We start from the raw sequence: 17,913 nt of genomic DNA, 5'->3' as shown, positions 1-17,913 counted from the left end.
GGACGAAAACCTTGTTCACCCCGCCGCCTTCTTCAGCGCGACGCGGACAAGGTCGTTGAGCCCGGCATCCTCGCCCAGTTCCTCCACCGCCTTGCCGACCGCCATCGCGGCGATTGCGGGCTTGAAGCCGAGGTTCTGGAGTGCGGAAACGGCATCTGCGCTGGAAAATCCGGCAGGTGCCGCCACCGCCGCATGGCCCGGCGCTCCGGGCACGGTGGGCATGCCGCCCGCCTTGTCCTTGAGTTCGTTGACGATGCGGCTGGCCAGCTTCGGGCCGACGCCGTTGGCGCGCGCGACCATGGCGCTGTCGCCGCCGGCACAGGCGCGCTGCAGTTCCTCGGTGGTCAGCGCCGAGAGGATCGCCAGCGCCACTTTAGAACCGACGCCCTGCACCGCCGTCAGCAGGCGGAACCAGTTGCGTTCCGCCCCGCTGGTGAAGCCGATCAGGCGCTGGTCGGTTTCCGAGACCTGCATCTCGGTATGGACCACGACCTTGTCGCCCCGGATGCCGAGATGGTCGAGCGTGCGCGCCGAACAATGGACGAGATAACCAACGCCGTTGACGTCGATAATCGCCCAGTCGGGGCCGGTGTCGTCGAGCAGACCTGTAAGCTTGGCGATCATGGTTTGTTCCTATGGCATAGCGCGGATGGCCAAGGAAGGGCGAAAAGCGCCAAGGCTCTGGATGACTTGGCACAGCCGCTCGGCTAGCACGCAGGCATGGGGCAGAGCGGACAGCAGGGCGCAGCCGGAACGCGCAACCGGAACCGGCAAACGGGGTGGCTGGTCACAGGCGGCGTGCTGATCCTTGCGCTGGTGCTGAGGGCGCTGGCCTTCGCCCCGCTTGACCTGCTCCATCCCGACGAACTGGCGCAGTATCTCGAACAGGCCAACCGGCTCGCCACCGGGCATGGGCTGCTGCCGTGGGAAACGCGCTTCGGCATCCGCAACGAACTGATCCCGCAGCTTCTCTGCCTGCCGATGTGGATCGCCCACAGGCTGGCGCCGGGCACTCTCGCGCCGATGTACGCCGCGCGGATCTGCTATGCCGTGCTGACGCTGCTGGCCCTTCCCGCCGCGTGGCGACTGGGCGCGCTGACGTCCCGCCGCCATGCGCTGGTCGCGATGTTCGTCGTGGCGACATGGTGGCAGAGCGTGCTGTTCTCCGACCTGCTGCTGTCGGAAAGTCTTGCCGCGGCCCTGATCCTGCTTGCCGCCGCTCCGCTCCTGGACAGCGCCGCCGGCCGCGCGGCGATCACCGGCAGCGGCTTCCTGCTCGGCATCGGCCTGCTCGTCCGTTTCCAGTTCGCACCTTTCGTGGCGGTGCTCGCCCTTTCAGCCCTGTTCGCCGACGTCAGGCGGTGGAAACCGCTGGCGATCGGCGGCATCGCGGCGCTGGCAATCGGCGCGGCAAGCGATCTTGCGCGCGGCGCCGTGCCGTTCGGCTGGGTGATCGCCAACCTCACCAAGAACATCGGCGAGGGCAAGGCGGCGGGCTTCGGAACCAGCGGGCCGCTTGAATACCTGTTCGAATTCTATCGCCATTTCGGCGCCGCACCGTTGCTGTTCGCCGTGATTGCCGTGGTTCCGGCAGCGCGGCGATATGCCCCGCTGCTTCTCGCTGCCACGCTCACCGTGGCCGCGCACAGCCTGATCGCGCACAAGGAATACCGCTTCGTCTGGATCGCCACGCTCGGCACCCTGACGATCGCGGGCATCGGCTCTCTGACGCTGGTGGACTGGCTGCTGAGAAACCGGACGGCCGGTCGACGCGATACGCTTCCACTGGCGGCGACCATGGCGATCTGGGCGCTGCTCAGCTTCGCCTCCTTCGCGACGACCGGCGGCTACCGATCGATGCGCGGAGGCGGCGGACTGAGCGAACTGGCGATAGCAGCCGCGCAGGACCCGCGCGTCTGCCGGCTTGCCGTAGCCGAATCCTACTATCTCTACGTGGTGCCTTCGATCCTGCCCCGCGACCTGCCGATCTCGGTGGCGCCCAAGGGCGTGCAGGAGGGGCGCAAACCGCTTCCGCCGGGGCTTGCCCGGGCGGCCAATGCCCTGCTGGCGGGAAGCGAACGCCCGCGAGGGGCGGAAGGGTACGAGAAGATCGCCTGCCGGCAACTTCCGAAGGAGCAGCCCTGCCTCTACCTTCGCCCGGGAAGCTGCACGCCGGACCCGGTGTACAATCTCCAGAGCTCGATCGAGCGGGCGGGGCTCTAGGCGCTTAAAGGTTCGCCTGCCGGTCCTCGGGCACATCGTCCCACGGCCGGTAATAAAGCGCGGCGCAATCCTGCGCGAGTACGCCGCCTCTCAGCGTCAGGTCGTCCTTGTAGGCGTCCGCCACGAAATCGAGCGTCGAGAGGTGGCGATCCTCGAAGTACATCGGATGGACATCGCCGCGCCCCGCGCCATGGACGATGCGGCTAACCCCTGCCCAGATCGCGGCCATGGTGCACATGCCGCAGGGTTGGAGCGTGGAATAGAGCGTGGCGCCTTCGATGCGCATGTCGCCCATCACCTTGCCAGCGGCGCGGAAGGCTTCGATCTCGGCGTGGGCGGTGGCATCGCAGCATTCGGCGGTACGATTGACGCCCGAGGCGACGAGGCGGTCCCCCAGCACGACCAGCGCGGCGATCGGGGTGTGCGACGGGTCGGTGCCCTTTCGCTCCACCGCAAGACGCAGGGCCTCGCGCATCCAGTTCTCGTCGGTACTGTCCATGAAGAGGCAACGGCGCTGCCCCCTGCCGGTTCCGTCAGCGATGGCTGCCGAGCATGTTGGCATGCGTGATGGCCACCGCCAGCGCGTCCGAGGCATCCTCGCCCGCCAGCGTCACGCCGGGCAGCAGGACCTTGAGCATATGCTGGATCTGCTTCTTGTCCGCCCCACCGGTGCCGACGAGCGCCTTCTTGATGACCTTGGTGGAATATTCCGCCACCGGCATTCCGGCCCGCGCAAGGCTGAGCATGGCAACGCCGCGCGCCTGGCCGAGCTTGAGCGTCGATTGCGGGTTCACGTTGACGAAGACCTCCTCCACCGCGCCCGAATCCGGACGGTGATGCAGGATCACGTCAGTGAGCGCGGCATCGAGTTCGACCAGCCGTTCGGCCATTCCGGCCTTGGCGTCCGTGCGGATCTGGCCGTTTGCGATATGGCTGAGCCGGCTGCCGCTCTTGGCGACGATGCCCCAGCCGGTGCAGGTCAGCCCCGGGTCGAGCCCGATGATGATCATCGCCTCAGTACCACATGTCGAAGGGGCTGTTCGGCTCCTCCGCTTCGGCGCGTTCCTGGAGGAGGGGAGCGGAAAGGTCGTGCGCGGACCGTCCGGGGCACGACAGGGTGGTGAGTTCGCGTTCACCGCGCGCGCCTTCCAGCACGGCGATGCCCGAATAGGCCCGCCCCGGGCTCTCGCTCAGTTCGCCGTTCATCCCTTCGAACACGACGTAATGGAAGCGGCCGCGGCTGATGCGGACATGCCGTTCATAGCCGTTGCCCTGCCCGCGCACGTCGCCGACGCGCACGTTCGACCAGTCCGGCAGGCCGGCAAGGTCGATCTCCGCCTTTCCGCGCGGGCCGTAGCGATAATGCACGGTCTCGCCGTCGGAGCAGAGCGACCCCACTCCGCGCGGGAACGCGCAGGAGTAGAGCACCCGCTCGCCCGGCACGCAGTGGCTGGCCACTGGCGCGCCGCTGTCCGCGACCGCCGGCCCGGCAGGCGAAAGCGCCAGGCACGCGCCCCCCAGTGCCGCTACCGCGATCACCGGGAAAACGGACGCTACGGGAAGCTGGATCAGCCCAGCTTCTCCATGACTTCGTCCGAGATTTCGTAATTGCCCCAGACGGTCTGGACGTCGTCGTCGTCTTCGAGAGTGTCGACCAGCTTCATCAGCGTGCCGGCGGTGTCGGCGTCGACATCGACGGTGAGGTTGGGCTTCCACGCCAGCTTCACGCCCTCGGCTTCGCCAAGGACCTTTTCCAGCTCGCGGGCGACTTCGTGAAGCGAATCGACCGAGACCCAGATCTGGTGGCTGCCGGGATTCTCGTCGCCATCGCCCATGTCGCTCTCGACATCGTCGGCGCCGGCTTCGATGGCGGCTTCGAGGACCTTGTCCTCGTCACCCACGCTGGCGGGATACTCGATCAGGCCGAGACGCTCGAAACCGTGCGAAACCGCGCCCGAAGCACCAAGATTGCCGCCGTTCTTGGAGAAAGCGGTGCGCACGTTGGTGGCGGTGCGGTTGCGGTTGTCGGTCAGCGCCTCGACGATGAGGGCGACGCCGCCGGGGCCGTAACCCTCGTAGCGCACTTCCTCGTAGTTCTCGGCATCGCCCTTGCTGGCCTTGTCGATCGCGCGCTGGATGTTGTCCTTGGGCATCGACTGCGCCTTGGCCGCGTTGACGGCGGCGCGCAGGCGCGGGTTCATGTCCGGATCGGGCATGCCCATCTTGGCCGCAACGGTGATTTCACGGCTGAGCTTGCTGAACTGCGCCGAGCGCTTCTTGTCCTGCGCGCCCTTGCGGTGCATGATGTTCTTGAATTTGGAATGGCCTGCCATTGGGTCCGCCGTATTCGTTGTTCTGTCGAAAGGATGGGCGCCCTTACAACAGGCGCAGGGCAGAGGGCAACCGCCCCGCTGGAACGCAAGCGTCCTGCGCGGGCCCGGCCGAAAATTCGCCGGACCCGCACAACGGAAAGCAACCTTGCCTTTTCAGGCGATCAGTCGATGCCGAGAGCCGTCTTGTAGGTATCGAGCAGCATGTCCATCTCGCGGCGGTCGTCCGGCTTCATCTTACGGATGCGGACGATCTGGCGCATGATCTTGACGTCGTAGCCGACTGCCTTGCCTTCGTTGTAGACGTCGCGGATGTCGTCCGAAATGCCCTTCTTTTCCTCTTCGAGGCGCTCGACGCGCTCGATCAGCAGACGCAGGCGATCGTCGGTGGTTTCGGCCATCGGTATTGGTGCTCCAGAAAAAATCGTGAATCGGTTTGGCGGCGGCTGATAGCGGCTGCACCGGATTCGGGCAAAGGCGCCCCCTGTGGAAATCCTGTGCGTAGAGCGGGAAAAGTGCCCCGGTTGCCTCTGCCCGCCCCCTTGGCTAAGCAGCGTAAACGGTGACAACGTTCCCGGCTTTCAGCGGCTTCGGCCCTGAAGGATTCAAGTCCGGGACGGCCCGGCAGCCACTTTTTGGAGGTTGCCGATGCCCACTGCCATGCCCTGGATCGTTCTTGTCATTGCCGGTCTGTTCGAAGTCGTCTGGGCTTCGGCCATGAAACAGTCCCACGGCTTCACCCGGCTGTGGCCCAGCATCGTCACGCTCGCCGCGATGCTCGCCAGCTTCGGCCTGCTTTCCTGGGCGATGCGGGTGCTGCCGCTCGGCACCGCCTACATGGTGTGGACGGGCATCGGCGCTCTGGGCGCTTTCGCGGTGGGGATCGTGCTCCTCGGAGAAACGCTGAGCGTCATGCGCCTTGCCGCTGCCGGACTGATCCTCGCCGGGCTCGTGCTCATGAAGCGCGCGAGTTCCTGATCGACGCAACCGCGCGGGCGTCGACCCGGCGAACCGGGCCACAGGATCGCCGACGGCCGAAGGATCAGTGCCCCGGGGCGTTCTTCTTCACGCTTTCTTCCATCCGCGCGATCTGCTCCGGCGTCGCCTCGGTCTGGTAGGCCTGCTTCCATTCCCCGAACGGCATGCCGTGGATCACTTCGCGGGCGGCGGCCCTGTCGCCCGCGAACCCGGCATCGACGATCCAGTCGGCCAGGCAGTTGCGACAGAATCCGGCCAATCCCATCAGGTCGATGTTCTGCGCATCGTGGCGGTTCTGGAGGTGGCGCACGAGGCGACGGAACGCGGCGGCGGCCACGGCGTCGTCAAGCTGGTCGATCTGGTCGTTTCCGTTCATATTTCTGCCAATCGTCCTTGGTTTGTCATGCCGCCTTTGCCATATGTCGCCGAAATATCGAAAGAGAGGCAGACAGATTTTGGCCACCACCCCTCCGTTTCGCCGTTCGCCGCACCATCGCGGCATCAAGCGCCAGCGCAAGGTGAAGATTCTCGCCACGCTGGGGCCTGCCAGCCGCGACAAGGAGACGATCGCCAAGCTGCTCAAGGCCGGCGCCGACGCCTTCCGCGTCAACATGAGCCATGGCGACCATGAAACCCACCGCGAAACCATCGCCAACATCCGCGCGGTCGAAAAGGACCTGATGCGCCCGGTCTCCATCCTGTGCGACCTCCAGGGCCCCAAGCTGCGCGTCGGCACTTTCGCGGAAGGCAAGGTCTTCCTGCGCCACGGCGCGCACTTCACGCTGGACCGCGATCCCACTCCGGGTGACGAGAACCGCGTCTGCCTGCCCCATCCCGAACTGTTCGGCATCCTCCAGAAGGGCCAGCGCCTGCTGATCGACGACGGCAAGCTGCGCCTCGTGGTCATCAAGCCGGAAGCCGATTCGATCCTGTGCACCGCCGAAGTCGGCGGCTACATCTCGGATCGCAAGGGCGTGAACGTGCCTGACGCCATCGTCCCGGTCCCGGCGCTGACCGACAAGGACCGCCGCGACCTCGCTTTCTCGGTGGAGCAGGGCGCGGACTGGATCGGGCTCTCCTTCGTCCAGCGTCCCGAAGACGTGGCCGAGGCTCGCCGCCTGATCGGCGGGGCCTGTGCGCTCATGTCGAAGATCGAGAAGCCGGCAGCGGTCGACGCGATCGACGGTATCATCGAGCTTTCGGACGGCATCATGGTCGCCCGTGGCGATCTCGGCGTGGAACTGCTGCCCGAGGAAGTGCCCCCGATCCAGAAGCACATCATCGCCAAGACCCGCGCCATCGGCAAGCCGGTGGTGGTGGCCACGCAGATGCTGGAATCGATGATCACCAGCCCCTCGCCCACCCGCGCCGAAGTGTCCGACGTCGCCAACGCCGTCTATGACGGTGCCGATGCGGTCATGCTCTCGGCCGAGACGGCGGCAGGCCAGTGGCCGGTCGAAGCCGTGACCATCATGGACCGCATCGCCGTGAAGGTGGAAACCGATTCCACCTACCGCGAACGCATCCACCTCGCCCAGACCCCGCCCGATGCCACCACGGCAGACGCGCTCTCGGCATCCTGCGCCACCATCGCCGACACCCTGCCGATCGAAGGCATCATCGTCTTCACCGGCTCGGGCGGTTCGGCCCGCCGCGTCGCACGCGAGCGTCCCGGTGCGCCGATGCTGGTGCTGACCCCCTCGATGAAGACCGCCCGCCGCCTCGCGCTGCTGTGGGGCGCCCATACGGTGACCACCAAGGATATCGGCAGCTTCGAGGAAATGATCGCCAAGGGCAAGCGCATGGCCCTGCGCCACGGCTTCGGCGCCGCCGGCACGCGCCTGGTGGCGCTGGCGGGCGTGCCCTTCGGCACCCCGGGCTCGACCAACCTGCTGCACGTCGTGACGCTGACCGGCAACGAGCTGGATTCGCCGAACTGAAAGTGACGGCCGAGGAATGAACCCGACTTGTCCCGGACTCGATCCGGGACAAGTCGGGAAGATTTCGATCAGTCCCGCGCGCCGAACAGCGCGCTGCCGACCCGCACATGCGTGGCGCCAAGCATGACCGCGACCTCGAAATCGTCGCTCATGCCCATCGAGAGCTGCGAGACGCCGTTGTCCGCCGCGATCTTGGCGAGCAGCGCGAAGAACGGCGCCGCCTCGATGCCGAACGGCGGCACGCACATCAGGCCCGCAACGGGAATCTGCGCCTCGCGCGCGGCGGCCAGCAGCGCGGGCACCTCGGCAATCGCGCAGCCGCCCTTCTGCTCTTCCGCGCCGATGTTGACCTGCACGAAACAGGGAACCTGCCGCCCGGCCTTGTCCATCGCCTTGCCCAGCGCCGAAACCAGCGACGGCCGGTCGACCGAGTGGATGCAGTCGAACAGCGCCAGCGCGTCTTCCGCCTTGTTCGACTGAAGCTGGCCGACGAGGTGGAGCCGCAGGTCGGGGTGCGCCTCGCGCAGGGCGGGCCACTTGGCCTCCGCTTCCTGCACGCGGTTCTCACCGAACACGCGCTGGCCCTGTGCGATCAGGGGCGCGATGGCCTCGGCCGGGTGAGTCTTGGAAATGGCGACGAGTTCGATCGACGCGGGCTCGCGGCCGGCGATATGCGCGGCTTGCGCGATGCGGGCGCGAATGTCTTCGAGCGGAGATGCTGGCTGATCCATGGCGCGCTGCTATAGCGCCATCGTGCCGAACCGCCAGATGCCTCGTCCTTCCAGATCGCCGCTTCCCGACATTTGGCTGGTAAGCGATGCCCGCAACGATCGCGGGCTGGAGCACGCCCTTGCCCGACTTCCGCGCGGATCGGGCCTGATCTACCGGCACTATCACCTCGCGCCGGCCGATCGCCGGGCGCAGTTCGAGGCGCTTGCCCGCGCCGCGCGGCGCTTCGGGCACCGCGTGGTCCTGTCCGGCACCGCCCGGCAGGCGCGGGAATGGCGGGCGGACGGCGCCTACGGAGCGGCCGGAAAGCTCGCCCCCGGCCCCGCGACCTTGCGCCTCGTCACCGTCCATTCCCTGCGCGAAATCGCCGAAGCCCGCCGCGCCCGCGCCGATGCCGTGTTGCTCTCGCCGGTGTTTCCCACCCGCTCCCACCCCGGCGCAGGCACGCTCGGCCCGGTGCGTTTCCACCTTCTCGCCGCACGTTCCGGCGTTACGGTGATTGCGCTTGGCGGCATGACCGGGCATCGGGCACGCCATCTGCCGACGCGAAAATGGGCCGCGATTCAGGGCCTTGCCCGATCACCCACAAGGGTGTTCCCGATCCATTCTTGACGGCGAGTCCCGCCAGAGCGCATTATCCAGGGCGCTACCAAGGCCCGATTTCCAGGGGGAATTTCCAATGGCCACACGGCCCCTCGCGCCCGGACGGCGAATCGCCAAGCCGAACTGGCGCGCCGTCATGAAGCGTTCTCTGCGCCGCGCCTCCGAGTTGAGCGGCGCGCTGGCGCTGTTCGCGGCGATGGCGTTCCTCGCCCTTGCGCTGGTGAGCTATCACCAGACGGACCCCTCCGCCTCCACGGCGGCAGGCGGCCCGGCGCAGAACTGGATGGGATCGGTCGGCGCCTGGGTGGCGGAGCGCGCGCTGGTGCTGTTCGGCCCGGTCGCGGCGCTGTTCATTCCCCTGCTTTACGTCTTCGCCCGCAAGCTCTGGCTGCTGGTCGAGGAGGACGACAACGAGATCGAGCATTCGAACCAGCGCTGGTGGCGCCCGGTGGCGGTGCTGGCGATCGCCATGATGCTGATCGCCACCGTCATGTCGCTGCTGTTCACCGAGCCCGGCGGCGTCCTTCCCGCCTCGATGGGCGGCATCACCGGCCTGCTCGGCGCCAAGGCCATCAATTCGATCTCCGCCTTCACGCCGGCGGCCGTGCAGGGCTGGATCACGCTCGTTCTGGCGCTGCTCTGCGCGCTGGCGGGCGTGGCGCTGATCGGGCAGGTCTTCGCGTTCGACTGGGTACGCCTGCTGACCCTTCCCGGCCGCATCGGCCGTGCGCGAGAGGATGGCCCCGCTCCGGCCGCTGCCGCGAAGAAGGCGGAACTGCGCGAAACGGCGGAAGACAAGCCCCGCGCCGCCGCCCGCGCGGAAGCGCCCGCCGGGATCGACGGTCCTTCGGAAAAGCCGCGCAAGGCCCCGGAGATCAGCGACCCCAAGGCCAGCGCCACCCCTGCGCAGCTCACCCTCGGCAACCGCCAGAAGGACATGTTCGACAAGTACGCGCTGCCGGGTCTCGACCTGCTGGCCGACCCGCCGCCCAATTCGCAGCCCAAGGTCGACAAGCTCAGCCTCGAACGCAACGCGCGCCTGCTGGAAACCGTGCTCGACGACTTCAACGTCAAGGGCGAGATCACGGCCGTGCGCACCGGCCCCGTCGTCACCATGTACGAACTGGAGCCTGCACCCGGCATCAAGGCCAGCCGCGTGATCGGCCTGGCCGACGATATCGCCCGCAACATGAGCGCGATCTCGGCGCGCGTCTCCTCGATTCCGGGGCGCACCGTCATGGGCATCGAACTGCCCAACGCCGACCGCCAGATGGTCTCGTTCAAGGAGATGGTCGCCTCCGAGGCCTTCGCCAATCACAAGGGCATGCTGCCGATCATCCTGGGCAAGGACATCGCCGGCGAACCCGTGGTCGCCGACCTTGCGACGATGCCGCACTTGCTCGTCGCCGGTACGACCGGTTCGGGTAAGTCGGTCGGCCTCAACGCGATCCTGCTCTCGCTGCTCTACCGCCTGACCCCGGCGCAGTGCCGCCTGATCCTCGTCGATCCCAAGGTGCTGGAACTCAAGAGCTACGACGACATCCCGCACCTGCTCTCGCCCGTCGTCACCGAACCGCCCAAGGCCGTGCGCGCGCTGAAGTGGGCGGTGGAGGAAATGGAGCGCCGCTACCGCCAGATGAGCGAGATCAGCGTGCGCAACCTCGCCAGCTTCAACGAGAAGGTCCGCACCGCCGCCGCCAAGGGCAAGCCGCTGGGCCGCCGCATCCAGATCGGCTTCGATCCCGAGACCGGCGAGGAACTCTACGAGGACCGCCAGCTCGACTACGAGGCGCTGCCGCAGATCGTCCTCATCGTCGACGAACTGGCAGACCTCATGGTCACCGTCGGCAAGGAAATCGAAGTGCTGATCCAGCGCCTCAGCCAGAAGAGCCGCGCCGCGGGCATCCACCTCATCATGGCGACCCAGCGCCCCTCGGTCGACGTCATCACCGGCGTCATCAAGGCCAACCTGCCGACCCGCATCTCCTTCGCCGTCACCAGCCGCATCGACAGCCGCACCATCCTGGGCGAACAGGGCGCCGAGCAGCTGCTGGGCAAGGGCGACATGCTCTACAAACCCAGCACCGACCCGATCAAGCGCGTCCACGGCCCCTTCGTCTCGGACGAGGAAGTCGAACACGTTGCCGACCACTGGCGCGGACAGGGCAAGCCGGATTACGTCGATGCCGTCACCGAAGAGCCGGAAGAAGGCTCCTTCGGCTTCGACGACCTCGACGCCACCGCTTCGGATGCACCGGAAGAGCGCAAGTACCGTCAGGTCTGCCAGCTCGTGTTCGAGAACCAGAAGGTGTCGGTCTCGTGGCTCCAGCGCCAGATGGGCGTGGGCTACAACACTGCCGCCAAGTGGGTCGAACGCATGGAGCAGGACGGTTACGTCGGCCCCGCCAACCACGTCGGCCGCCGCGACATCTATCGCGACGAAAACGGCAGCCCGCTCTGATCGCGATGAATAGGCCGCACCTTCCGCTTCTGGCCGTGCTTCCCGTCCTGGCATCCCTGAGCCTGAGCCTGATCGCGGCGCCGACGCTCGCCGCCGCGACCGCGCAGTGGCAGCGCCTCTTCGTGCCGAATGTGGAGAACATGCTCGGCCGCAGGGTCTATGTGGACAAGCTGAGCGTGAGGAGCGGCATGATCGGGCGGCAGTTCCAGCAGGTGCAGGTGCTGCTGCGCGCCGGTGGCGGCTATCCGCAAGGCACCATGCTCTACGCCGACCGCGCGGTGGACTGCGCGAACGGCCGGGTGCTGTCCTATCACTGGCGGATCGTCCAGCCGAACGGCGCCGTCCTGCGGGACTGGAGCGACGCCAGCCCGGCGGTTTCCGCGGTACAGTGGGCAGGCGAGGACGGGCTGGTGCTGAAGTACGTCTGTACGGGAATATTGCCCCGCTAGGCGGCGCGGATAAATTCGGCCAAACTTCTCCGGCCCCCTCCATCGAGGGTTACGCGCTGCGCTGCGAGGTTCTAAGTAACCCCTTCGCGCCCCGCTTTTTCCGCTTCCCGCCCGAAAGGCCCCGATGGAAGATCATACTCAGGCATTCCTGCTGAACGACGGCTTCCTGCTGCTCGGAACGGCGCTTGCCTTCGTCCTGCTGTTCCGCCGCCTCGGCCTTGGCGCCACCCTGGGCTACCTGCTCGCGGGGGCCATTCTCGGGCCCTATGCCTTCGGCCTCGTCGGCGATGCCGAGAACAAGCTGGGGATCGCGGAACTGGGGATCACGCTGCTGCTGTTCATCGTCGGCCTCGAACTGGCGCCGCGGCGGCTGTGGCGGATGCGCAGCGAGATCTTCGGGCTCGGCTTCCTGCAAGTGACCCTGTGCGGCCTCGCGGTTTCGGCGGTGATCTTCTATTCGACCGGGTTCAGCGTCGCCGCATCGCTGGCGCTGGGCCTGCCGCTCGGCCTGTCCTCCACGGCACAGGTCCTGCCGATGCTCCAGAGCGCCGGACGCCTCAACACCCCGTTCGGCGAGCGTTCGTTCGCGGTCCTGCTGTTCCAGGACCTCTCGATCATCCCGCTCATCACCATCATCGCGGCGATGAACCGCAACCCGCACCTGCCGGAAGGCCCTCCGGGCTGGATCCTGGTGCTGGAGACGCTGGCCGCCATCGCCGGGCTCATCCTGGCCGGGCGCTTCGTGATCCGGCCGCTGTTCCGCCTGATCGGCAACCTGGGCGAGCGCGAGATGTTCGTCTTCGCCGCGCTGTTCACGGTGATCGCCTCGGCCGCGCTGATGCAGTCGCTCGGCCTGTCGACCGCGCTGGGGGCCTTCATCGCCGGGGTCATGCTGGCCGATACCCCCTATCGCCACGAACTGGAAGCGGACGTGGAGCCGTTCCGCTCGATCCTGCTCGGCCTGTTCTTCATGTCGGTGGGCATGATGCTGGACCTTTCGGCCATTGCCGAGCGGCCGATGTTCGTCGCCGCCATGGCGGTGGCATTGATCGCGGTGAAGGCCTCGGTGATCTTCGGCCTCGGCCTGCTGTTCAGGATGAACTGGCGCAGCGCGCTGGCGCTTGGCCTGCTGCTGAGCCAGGGCGGCGAATTCGGCTTCGTGCTCTTCGCCCAGGCCCAGAACGCCTGGCTGATCGAGCCGCAGGCGGCCAGCCTGTTCAGCGCCATCGTCACCCTGTCCATGATCACCACCCCGTTCCTGATGATGGCCACCGCGCGCATCCGCGAAATGCCCGTCAGCAAGGAAACCCGCGAAGGCCCGCGCAAGGACGGTGCCAGCGCATTGGTCGTCGGTTACGGCCGCTTCGGCCAGACCGTGGCGCAAGTGATGATCGCCGCCGACATCCAGGTGACGCTGATCGACACCGATATCGAGATGATCGACGTGGCCAGCGGCTTCGGCGCGAAAGTCTGGTTCGGCGACGGCACCCGTATCGACCTGCTGCGGCAGGCAGGCGCGGGCCATGCGCAGATGATCGTGTTCTGCATCGACGGCGACCAGCTTTCGGAAAGCTTCCTCCTCAACGTCCACGAGGCTTTCCCGGATGCCCGCATCGTCGCCCGCGTCTACGACCGCCGCGCGATGATCCGCCTGAAGGACGCACCCGTCACCTTCATGGTCCGCGAAGTGATGGAATCGGCCGTGGTCATGGGCCGCGAGGCGCTGGAAGTGCTCGGCCTGTCCCTCGAACAGATCGACATTGCCGAGAATACCTATCGCTCCAGCGACAAGGAGCGCCTGTCGATCCAGTACGAGACCGGCGATCTGCGCGCCGCCCGTGACCGCATCCTCACCCAGGATCTGCGCGACGCTCACTGAAGGCGATCGGCCACCGGCGGCGGTCAGGGCACCGCATAGCCTTCGAAGCGCTTGATCCGCCGCAGCGAGAAGCTGGTCCGCATCGAGGAAACCCCCGGCAGCCGCGCCAGGCAGTCCCGGTGGATGCGGTCGTAATGATCGAGGTCGGCGGCGGCGACGCGCAACTGGTAATCCGCCGCGCCCGACATGAGGTGGCATTCGAGGATATCCTCGAAATCCCCCACCGCGCGTTCGAAGCGCTCCATCGCTTCGCGGGTCTGGCTGGTCAGCGTGATCTCCACGAAGACCTCCACGGCAAGCCCGAGCCGCCTGGCATCCACCCTTGCGGCATATCCCAGGATCAGACCCTGCTCCTCCAGCGCGCGGATACGGCGATGGCAGGCAGACGGCGAGAGATTCACCAGCGCGGCCAGTTCGGCGATCGAGCGCGAGGAGTCTGCCTGCAACGCACCAAGAAGTGCGCGGTCCGCCCGGTCCATGGAAAATTCTCTTGTCGTTTGTTTCAAGAGTGGGAAATATTCCTGTTCTTCTTTCTGACAAGCCCCAATTCGGTGAAACATTGCAGGGTGCCGGGTGTATCTCACGGGCAGGAGAGAATTTTGCCGGAGTGGAAAACATGCGTGTCGGTACCGTCAGGGAAATCAAGAACCACGAATACCGCGTCGGCCTGACGCCGGAGAGCGCCTGCGAACTCGTGGCGCACGGGCACGAAGTCTGGGTGGAAAGCGGCGCGGGCCTCGGCATCGGCGCCAGCGACGCCGATTATACCCGTCAGGGCGCGAAGATCGTGGCATCGGCGAGCGAAGTCTTCGAAGGCTGCGAAATGGTCGTGAAGGTCAAGGAACCGCAAGCGGGCGAACGCGCCATGCTTCGCGAAGGCCAGATCCTCTACACCTACCTCCACCTCGCGCCCGATCCCGAGCAGACCGCCGATCTGGTGAAGTCCGGCGTCACCGCGATCGCTTACGAGACCGTGACCGGCCCCGGCGGCCAGCTTCCGCTGCTCAAGCCGATGAGCCAGGTCGCGGGGCGCATGTCGATCCAGGCCGGCGCCACCGCGCTGGAAAAGGCCCATGGCGGACGCGGCGTGCTGCTGGGCGGCGTTCCCGGCGTGATGCCGGGCAAGGTGGCGGTGATCGGCGGCGGCGTGGTCGGCTTCAATGCCGCGCAGATGGCGGTGGGCCTCGGCGCCGACGTGACCATCCTCGACCGCAGCCCCGACGTGCTCGAACGGCTCGGCATCCACTTCGAGGCGCGCGCCAAGACCCGCTTCTCCAGCACCGCCAACCTTGCCGAGAGCGTGGCCGAGGCCGATCTCGTGATCGGCGCCGTGCTGATTCCCGGCGCCGCCGCGCCCAAGCTGGTAACGCGCGAGATGCTGGGCACCATGAAGCCCGGCGCGGTACTGGTGGATGTCGCCATCGACCAGGGCGGCTGCTTCGAGACGAGCCATGCCACCACCCATGCCGATCCGACTTTCGTGGTGGACGGGGTCGTCCACTATTGCGTCGCCAACATGCCCGGCGCGGTGGCCCGCACCAGCACTTATGCGCTCAACAACGTCACCCTGCCCCATGCGCTGGCGATCGCCAACCTGGGCTGGAAGGCAGCGCTCAAGGCGGACCCCCACCTTGCGAACGGGCTGAACGTCCACGCCGGGAAAGTGACCTTCGAGGCTGTCGCGACAGAGCTGGGCTACGATTACACGCCGGTCGGCGACGTGCTGGGCTGAGTTTGCGCGAAGAAGATCGTCACCCTGAATTCGCTTCAGGGTGACGATAGGGATGGTTATCCGGCCCCGTCCCAGAACGGCGCGGCCACTTCCGGCGGCACCCGCATCAGGCGCTGCGAGGCGATCTCTATCATGGCCCAGGTCGTCTTCGCGGAAACGAGCACCCTGCCCGCCGCATTGCGGAAATCCACCCGGCGCACGAACCGCGCGCCGGTCGGGCCTTCGGGGATGAAGGTTTCCCCGGTCACGCTCTCGCCCTCGCGGATATTGCCGCGATAGTCGATCTCGTGCCGGGTCACGACCCAGGCGTATCTCGCCTGATGATCGGGCAGGGCCACCGCTTCCCAGTGCGCCGTGGCCATGGCCTCCATCCACCGCACCCAGACCGCATTGTTGACGTGGCCCATGACGTCGATGTCATGGGCCTGCGCCGTGAAGGTCAGGGTGAAGGGCGGCTTCACTCGGTAACGCCGAGTTGCCAGAGGATGAAGGCGAACTCCTCCGCCGTTTCCTTCAGGCTCTCGAACCGGCCGGACTTGCCGCCGTGGCCCGCGCCCATGTTGGTCTTGAGGATCAGCTCGTTATCGTCGGTCTTCAGTTCGCGCAGCTTCGCCACCCACTTGGCGGGTTCCCAGTACGTCACCCGCGGGTCGTTGAGGCCGGCCGTCACCATGAGCGGCGGATAGGCCTGGGCCTTGACCTGATCGTAGGGCGAGTAGCTGCGGATCAGCTCGAAGGCGGCCTTGTCCTCGATGGGATTGCCCCATTCCGGCCATTCGCCCGGCGTCAGCGGCAGGGTATCGTCGAGCATGGTGCTGAGCACGTCCACGAAGGGCACATGCGCCACCACCGCGCCGAACAGTTCGGGATCGGAGTTGACCACCGCGCCCATCAGCTCGCCGCCCGCCGATCCGCCCGAGATCGAGATCCTGCCCGCCTCGGTGAAGCCGCGCGCGATCAGGCCCCTGGCCACATCCACGAAGTCGTTGAAGGTATTGTTCCGCTTCTCCAGCTTGCCCGCCTTGTACCAGGCGCGGCCCAGATCGTCGCCGCCGCGGATATGGGCGATGGCATAAGCGAAGCCGCGATCGACCAGGCTGAGCCGCGTGGTCGAGAAGCCGGGATCGATCGAGATGCCATAGGCGCCGTAGCCGTAGAGGTGCAGCGGCCCCGCACCCGTCCTGTCGCGGCGGTAGACGATCGAGACCGGGATCGGCGTGCCGTCCCGCGCCGCGATTTCCAGCCGTTCCGTCGCATAGAGCGAGGCATCGTAGCCCGAGGGGATTTCCTGGACCTTGAGCACTTCCATCGTGCGCGCCGCCACGTCGTAGTCGATGACCGACGAAGGGCTGACCATCGATTCGTAGGTCAGGCGCAGCACGTCCATGTGCCATTCGGGATTGTTCGAAAGGCCTGCCGAATAGCTCGCCTCGGGGAAGGTGATTGGCTCCACGCGGGCGGGATCGTCGTAGTAGCGGACCTCGATCTGGTCGAGCCCGGCGCCGTGGCCCACCAGCTTGCGGCCTTCGGTCACGTAGAAGTCGCGGAACAGGTCGGCGCCGGTGAGGTAGAACGCGTCGGTGCCCTCGATCAGCGTGGTCCATTCGCCGGGATTGTCCAGCGGCGCGGTGGCGAAGCGGAAGTTCTCGTGGGTGTCGTTGGTGTGGATGTAGAGCACGCCGTCGCGCTCATCGACATCGTATTCCACGCCCTTCTGGCGCGGCTTCACCAGAATCTGCTCGCCCAGCGGATCGCTGGCGAGGACCATGCGGCATTCGCTGGTCTCATGGTCGCTGGTGCCGATCAGCAGCCACTTCTCGTTCGACGAGAGCGACGAACCGACGCGGAAGCCCTCGTCGTCCTCGTGATAGAGTTCGACGTCCTCTTCCAGCGGCTGACCCAGCCAGTGCAGGCGGGCATTGTCGGTGCGCCACTGTTCGTTGGCGAGCGAATAGACGAGGCCCTTGTCGCCCGCGACCCAGACGAGACCGGACAGCGTGCCGGGAATCTCGTCCGCCAGCAATTCGCCGGTCGCCAGCACCTTGACGTGGACGGTGAAGCGCTCGGAGCCGTTGTCGTCCACCGAATAGGCAAGCAGCTTGCCGTCGTTGCTGGTGGAGATCGCGCCGAGGTTGAAATACTCCTTGCCCTCGGCCAGCGCCACTTCGTCGAGGATCAGTTCGTCGGCGCTGCCGTCATCGGTCGCGCCGACGGGGCGGCGCCACCACTTCTTGTATTCGGCGCCTTCCTCGAATTCGATCCAGTAGAGCCAGTCGCCGTCCTTCTGCGGCACCGACTTGTCGGCTTCCTTGATGCGCGCGCGCATTTCCTTGAACAGCGCGTCGATCTTGCCCTGACGATCCGCCATGCGCGACTCGAACCAGCGGTTTTCCGCTTCGAGGTGCTCCAGAACGGCCTTGTCGGTAACTTCGGGATAACCGGCGTCGCGCAGCCAGGCGTAGTCGTCTTCGACGGCAAGGCCATGGTGAGTGAAGGAATGCGGCTTCTTCGCCGCCTGTGGAGGACCGGAAAGGGTCTGGGTGGAATCTGCCATGACCTCCATCTATGATCGCACCATGACCCCCGCAA

19 protein-coding genes are annotated in these 17,913 nt (G+C 66.6%); 8 read left to right on the top strand and 11 right to left on the bottom strand.

Features of this window, described 5'->3' with window-relative positions; genetic code table 11:
* Positions 1-15: 15 nt before the first annotated feature.
* On the bottom strand, positions 16-624 hold the full coding sequence (gene ruvA, locus ACXJ16_RS14165; RefSeq protein WP_463920861.1) for a Holliday junction branch migration protein RuvA: 609 nt from the start codon (positions 622-624) through the stop codon (positions 16-18).
* A gap of 96 nt (positions 625-720) precedes the next feature.
* Here ruvA and ACXJ16_RS14160 point away from each other — a divergent pair, with 96 nt between their 5' ends.
* On the top strand, positions 721-2,223 hold the full coding sequence (locus ACXJ16_RS14160) for a glycosyltransferase family protein (protein WP_463920860.1): 1,503 nt from the start codon (positions 721-723) through the stop codon (positions 2,221-2,223).
* Positions 2,224-2,227: 4 nt separating this feature from the next.
* On the opposite strand, the gene ACXJ16_RS14155 is transcribed toward ACXJ16_RS14160, so the two are convergent.
* From ACXJ16_RS14155 to ACXJ16_RS14135, 5 genes are all read right to left on the bottom strand, one after another.
* The gene (locus ACXJ16_RS14155; protein WP_463920859.1) at positions 2,228-2,722 is read right to left on the bottom strand and encodes a nucleoside deaminase; all 495 of its coding nucleotides are present in this window, start codon (positions 2,720-2,722) and stop codon (positions 2,228-2,230) included.
* Between the two features lie 34 nt (positions 2,723-2,756).
* Positions 2,757-3,233 (bottom strand): crossover junction endodeoxyribonuclease RuvC, encoded by a 477-nt coding sequence (ruvC, locus tag ACXJ16_RS14150; protein WP_054442230.1) that lies wholly within the window; start codon positions 3,231-3,233, stop codon positions 2,757-2,759.
* A gap of 4 nt (positions 3,234-3,237) precedes the next feature.
* On the bottom strand, positions 3,238-3,762 hold the full coding sequence (locus tag ACXJ16_RS14145) for a hypothetical protein (RefSeq protein WP_463920858.1): 525 nt from the start codon (positions 3,760-3,762) through the stop codon (positions 3,238-3,240).
* 29 nt (positions 3,763-3,791) lie between these two features.
* Entirely contained in the window at positions 3,792-4,556 is a 765-nt protein-coding gene (locus tag ACXJ16_RS14140; RefSeq protein ID WP_132468669.1) for a YebC/PmpR family DNA-binding transcriptional regulator, read from the bottom strand.
* A 161-nt stretch (positions 4,557-4,717) separates the two neighbouring features.
* Complete coding sequence (locus ACXJ16_RS14135; RefSeq protein ID WP_021232392.1) at positions 4,718-4,954, bottom strand: DUF2312 domain-containing protein; 237 nt, start codon at positions 4,952-4,954, stop codon at positions 4,718-4,720.
* Positions 4,955-5,213: 259 nt separating this feature from the next.
* Between ACXJ16_RS14135 and sugE the strand changes: the two genes are divergently transcribed.
* Positions 5,214-5,531 carry a quaternary ammonium compound efflux SMR transporter SugE gene (gene sugE, locus ACXJ16_RS14130; protein WP_463921800.1) on the top strand — a complete coding sequence of 106 codons (318 nt, stop codon included), beginning with the start codon at positions 5,214-5,216 and terminating at the stop codon, positions 5,529-5,531.
* 64 nt (positions 5,532-5,595) lie between these two features.
* Here the strand turns inward: sugE and ACXJ16_RS14125 are convergent, their stop codons facing one another.
* On the bottom strand, positions 5,596-5,907 hold the full coding sequence (locus ACXJ16_RS14125; RefSeq protein ID WP_185998445.1) for a DUF1244 domain-containing protein: 312 nt from the start codon (positions 5,905-5,907) through the stop codon (positions 5,596-5,598).
* A gap of 79 nt (positions 5,908-5,986) precedes the next feature.
* On the opposite strand from ACXJ16_RS14125, the gene pyk reads away from it, so the two are divergent.
* A complete protein-coding gene (pyk, locus tag ACXJ16_RS14120; protein ID WP_292635473.1) occupies positions 5,987-7,471 on the top strand; it encodes a pyruvate kinase in 1,485 nt (494 codons plus the stop codon).
* Positions 7,472-7,539: 68 nt separating this feature from the next.
* On the opposite strand, the gene ACXJ16_RS14115 is transcribed toward pyk, so the two are convergent.
* Positions 7,540-8,202 (bottom strand): YggS family pyridoxal phosphate-dependent enzyme, encoded by a 663-nt coding sequence (locus ACXJ16_RS14115; RefSeq protein WP_185998443.1) that lies wholly within the window; start codon positions 8,200-8,202, stop codon positions 7,540-7,542.
* Here ACXJ16_RS14115 and ACXJ16_RS14110 point away from each other — a divergent pair.
* From ACXJ16_RS14110 to ACXJ16_RS14095, 4 genes are all read left to right on the top strand, one after another.
* Entirely contained in the window at positions 8,201-8,812 is a 612-nt protein-coding gene (locus ACXJ16_RS14110) for a thiamine phosphate synthase (RefSeq protein WP_463920857.1), read from the top strand. The genes ACXJ16_RS14115 and ACXJ16_RS14110 overlap by 2 nt on opposite strands.
* Positions 8,813-8,879: 67 nt before the next feature.
* Entirely contained in the window at positions 8,880-11,264 is a 2,385-nt protein-coding gene (locus ACXJ16_RS14105; RefSeq protein ID WP_463920856.1) for an FtsK/SpoIIIE family DNA translocase, read from the top strand.
* A gap of 5 nt (positions 11,265-11,269) precedes the next feature.
* Positions 11,270-11,713 carry a hypothetical protein gene (locus tag ACXJ16_RS14100; protein WP_463920855.1) on the top strand — a complete coding sequence of 148 codons (444 nt, stop codon included), beginning with the start codon at positions 11,270-11,272 and terminating at the stop codon, positions 11,711-11,713.
* Positions 11,714-11,837: 124 nt separating this feature from the next.
* Entirely contained in the window at positions 11,838-13,592 is a 1,755-nt protein-coding gene (locus ACXJ16_RS14095) for a cation:proton antiporter domain-containing protein (protein ID WP_054442224.1), read from the top strand.
* A 23-nt stretch (positions 13,593-13,615) separates the two neighbouring features.
* Here the strand turns inward: ACXJ16_RS14095 and ACXJ16_RS14090 are convergent, their stop codons facing one another.
* Positions 13,616-14,071 carry an Lrp/AsnC family transcriptional regulator gene (locus ACXJ16_RS14090; protein WP_054442223.1) on the bottom strand — a complete coding sequence of 152 codons (456 nt, stop codon included), beginning with the start codon at positions 14,069-14,071 and terminating at the stop codon, positions 13,616-13,618.
* 137 nt (positions 14,072-14,208) lie between these two features.
* Here ACXJ16_RS14090 and ald point away from each other — a divergent pair, with 137 nt between their 5' ends.
* Positions 14,209-15,324 (top strand): alanine dehydrogenase, encoded by a 1,116-nt coding sequence (ald, locus tag ACXJ16_RS14085; protein ID WP_463920854.1) that lies wholly within the window; start codon positions 14,209-14,211, stop codon positions 15,322-15,324.
* A 56-nt stretch (positions 15,325-15,380) separates the two neighbouring features.
* On the opposite strand, the gene ACXJ16_RS14080 is transcribed toward ald, so the two are convergent.
* Positions 15,381-15,785, bottom strand: coding sequence for an acyl-CoA thioesterase (locus ACXJ16_RS14080; protein WP_454796335.1), 405 nt, complete (start codon positions 15,783-15,785; stop codon positions 15,381-15,383).
* Positions 15,782-17,887, bottom strand: coding sequence for a S9 family peptidase (locus ACXJ16_RS14075; RefSeq protein ID WP_463920853.1), 2,106 nt, complete (start codon positions 17,885-17,887; stop codon positions 15,782-15,784). The genes ACXJ16_RS14080 and ACXJ16_RS14075 overlap by 4 nt, the downstream gene beginning before the upstream one ends.
* Positions 17,888-17,913: the final 26 nt, after the last annotated feature.

This window comes from Novosphingobium sp. TK71, assembly GCF_055361505.1.
The sequence above is the reverse complement of the archived record's forward strand: the minus strand, read 5'-3'. Positions and strand labels throughout refer to the sequence as shown.

Coding starts and splice junctions, on each gene's coding strand:
- ruvA (WP_463920861.1), bottom strand. CDS start 624: ATGATCGCCAAGCTTACAGGTCTGCTCGACGACACCGGCCCCGACTGG.
- ACXJ16_RS14110 (WP_463920857.1), top strand. CDS start 8,201: ATGGCGCGCTGCTATAGCGCCATCGTGCCGAACCGCCAGATGCCTCGT.
- ACXJ16_RS14115 (WP_185998443.1), bottom strand. CDS start 8,202: ATGGATCAGCCAGCATCTCCGCTCGAAGACATTCGCGCCCGCATCGCG.
- sugE (WP_463921800.1), top strand. CDS start 5,214: ATGCCCTGGATCGTTCTTGTCATTGCCGGTCTGTTCGAAGTCGTCTGG.
- ACXJ16_RS14090 (WP_054442223.1), bottom strand. CDS start 14,071: ATGGACCGGGCGGACCGCGCACTTCTTGGTGCGTTGCAGGCAGACTCC.
- ACXJ16_RS14125 (WP_185998445.1), bottom strand. CDS start 5,907: ATGAACGGAAACGACCAGATCGACCAGCTTGACGACGCCGTGGCCGCC.
- ald (WP_463920854.1), top strand. CDS start 14,209: ATGCGTGTCGGTACCGTCAGGGAAATCAAGAACCACGAATACCGCGTC.
- ACXJ16_RS14160 (WP_463920860.1), top strand. CDS start 721: ATGGGGCAGAGCGGACAGCAGGGCGCAGCCGGAACGCGCAACCGGAAC.
- ACXJ16_RS14100 (WP_463920855.1), top strand. CDS start 11,270: ATGAATAGGCCGCACCTTCCGCTTCTGGCCGTGCTTCCCGTCCTGGCA.
- ACXJ16_RS14095 (WP_054442224.1), top strand. CDS start 11,838: ATGGAAGATCATACTCAGGCATTCCTGCTGAACGACGGCTTCCTGCTG.
- ACXJ16_RS14075 (WP_463920853.1), bottom strand. CDS start 17,887: ATGGAGGTCATGGCAGATTCCACCCAGACCCTTTCCGGTCCTCCACAG.
- ruvC (WP_054442230.1), bottom strand. CDS start 3,233: ATGATCATCATCGGGCTCGACCCGGGGCTGACCTGCACCGGCTGGGGC.
- ACXJ16_RS14155 (WP_463920859.1), bottom strand. CDS start 2,722: ATGGACAGTACCGACGAGAACTGGATGCGCGAGGCCCTGCGTCTTGCG.
- ACXJ16_RS14140 (WP_132468669.1), bottom strand. CDS start 4,556: ATGGCAGGCCATTCCAAATTCAAGAACATCATGCACCGCAAGGGCGCG.
- ACXJ16_RS14135 (WP_021232392.1), bottom strand. CDS start 4,954: ATGGCCGAAACCACCGACGATCGCCTGCGTCTGCTGATCGAGCGCGTC.
- ACXJ16_RS14105 (WP_463920856.1), top strand. CDS start 8,880: ATGGCCACACGGCCCCTCGCGCCCGGACGGCGAATCGCCAAGCCGAAC.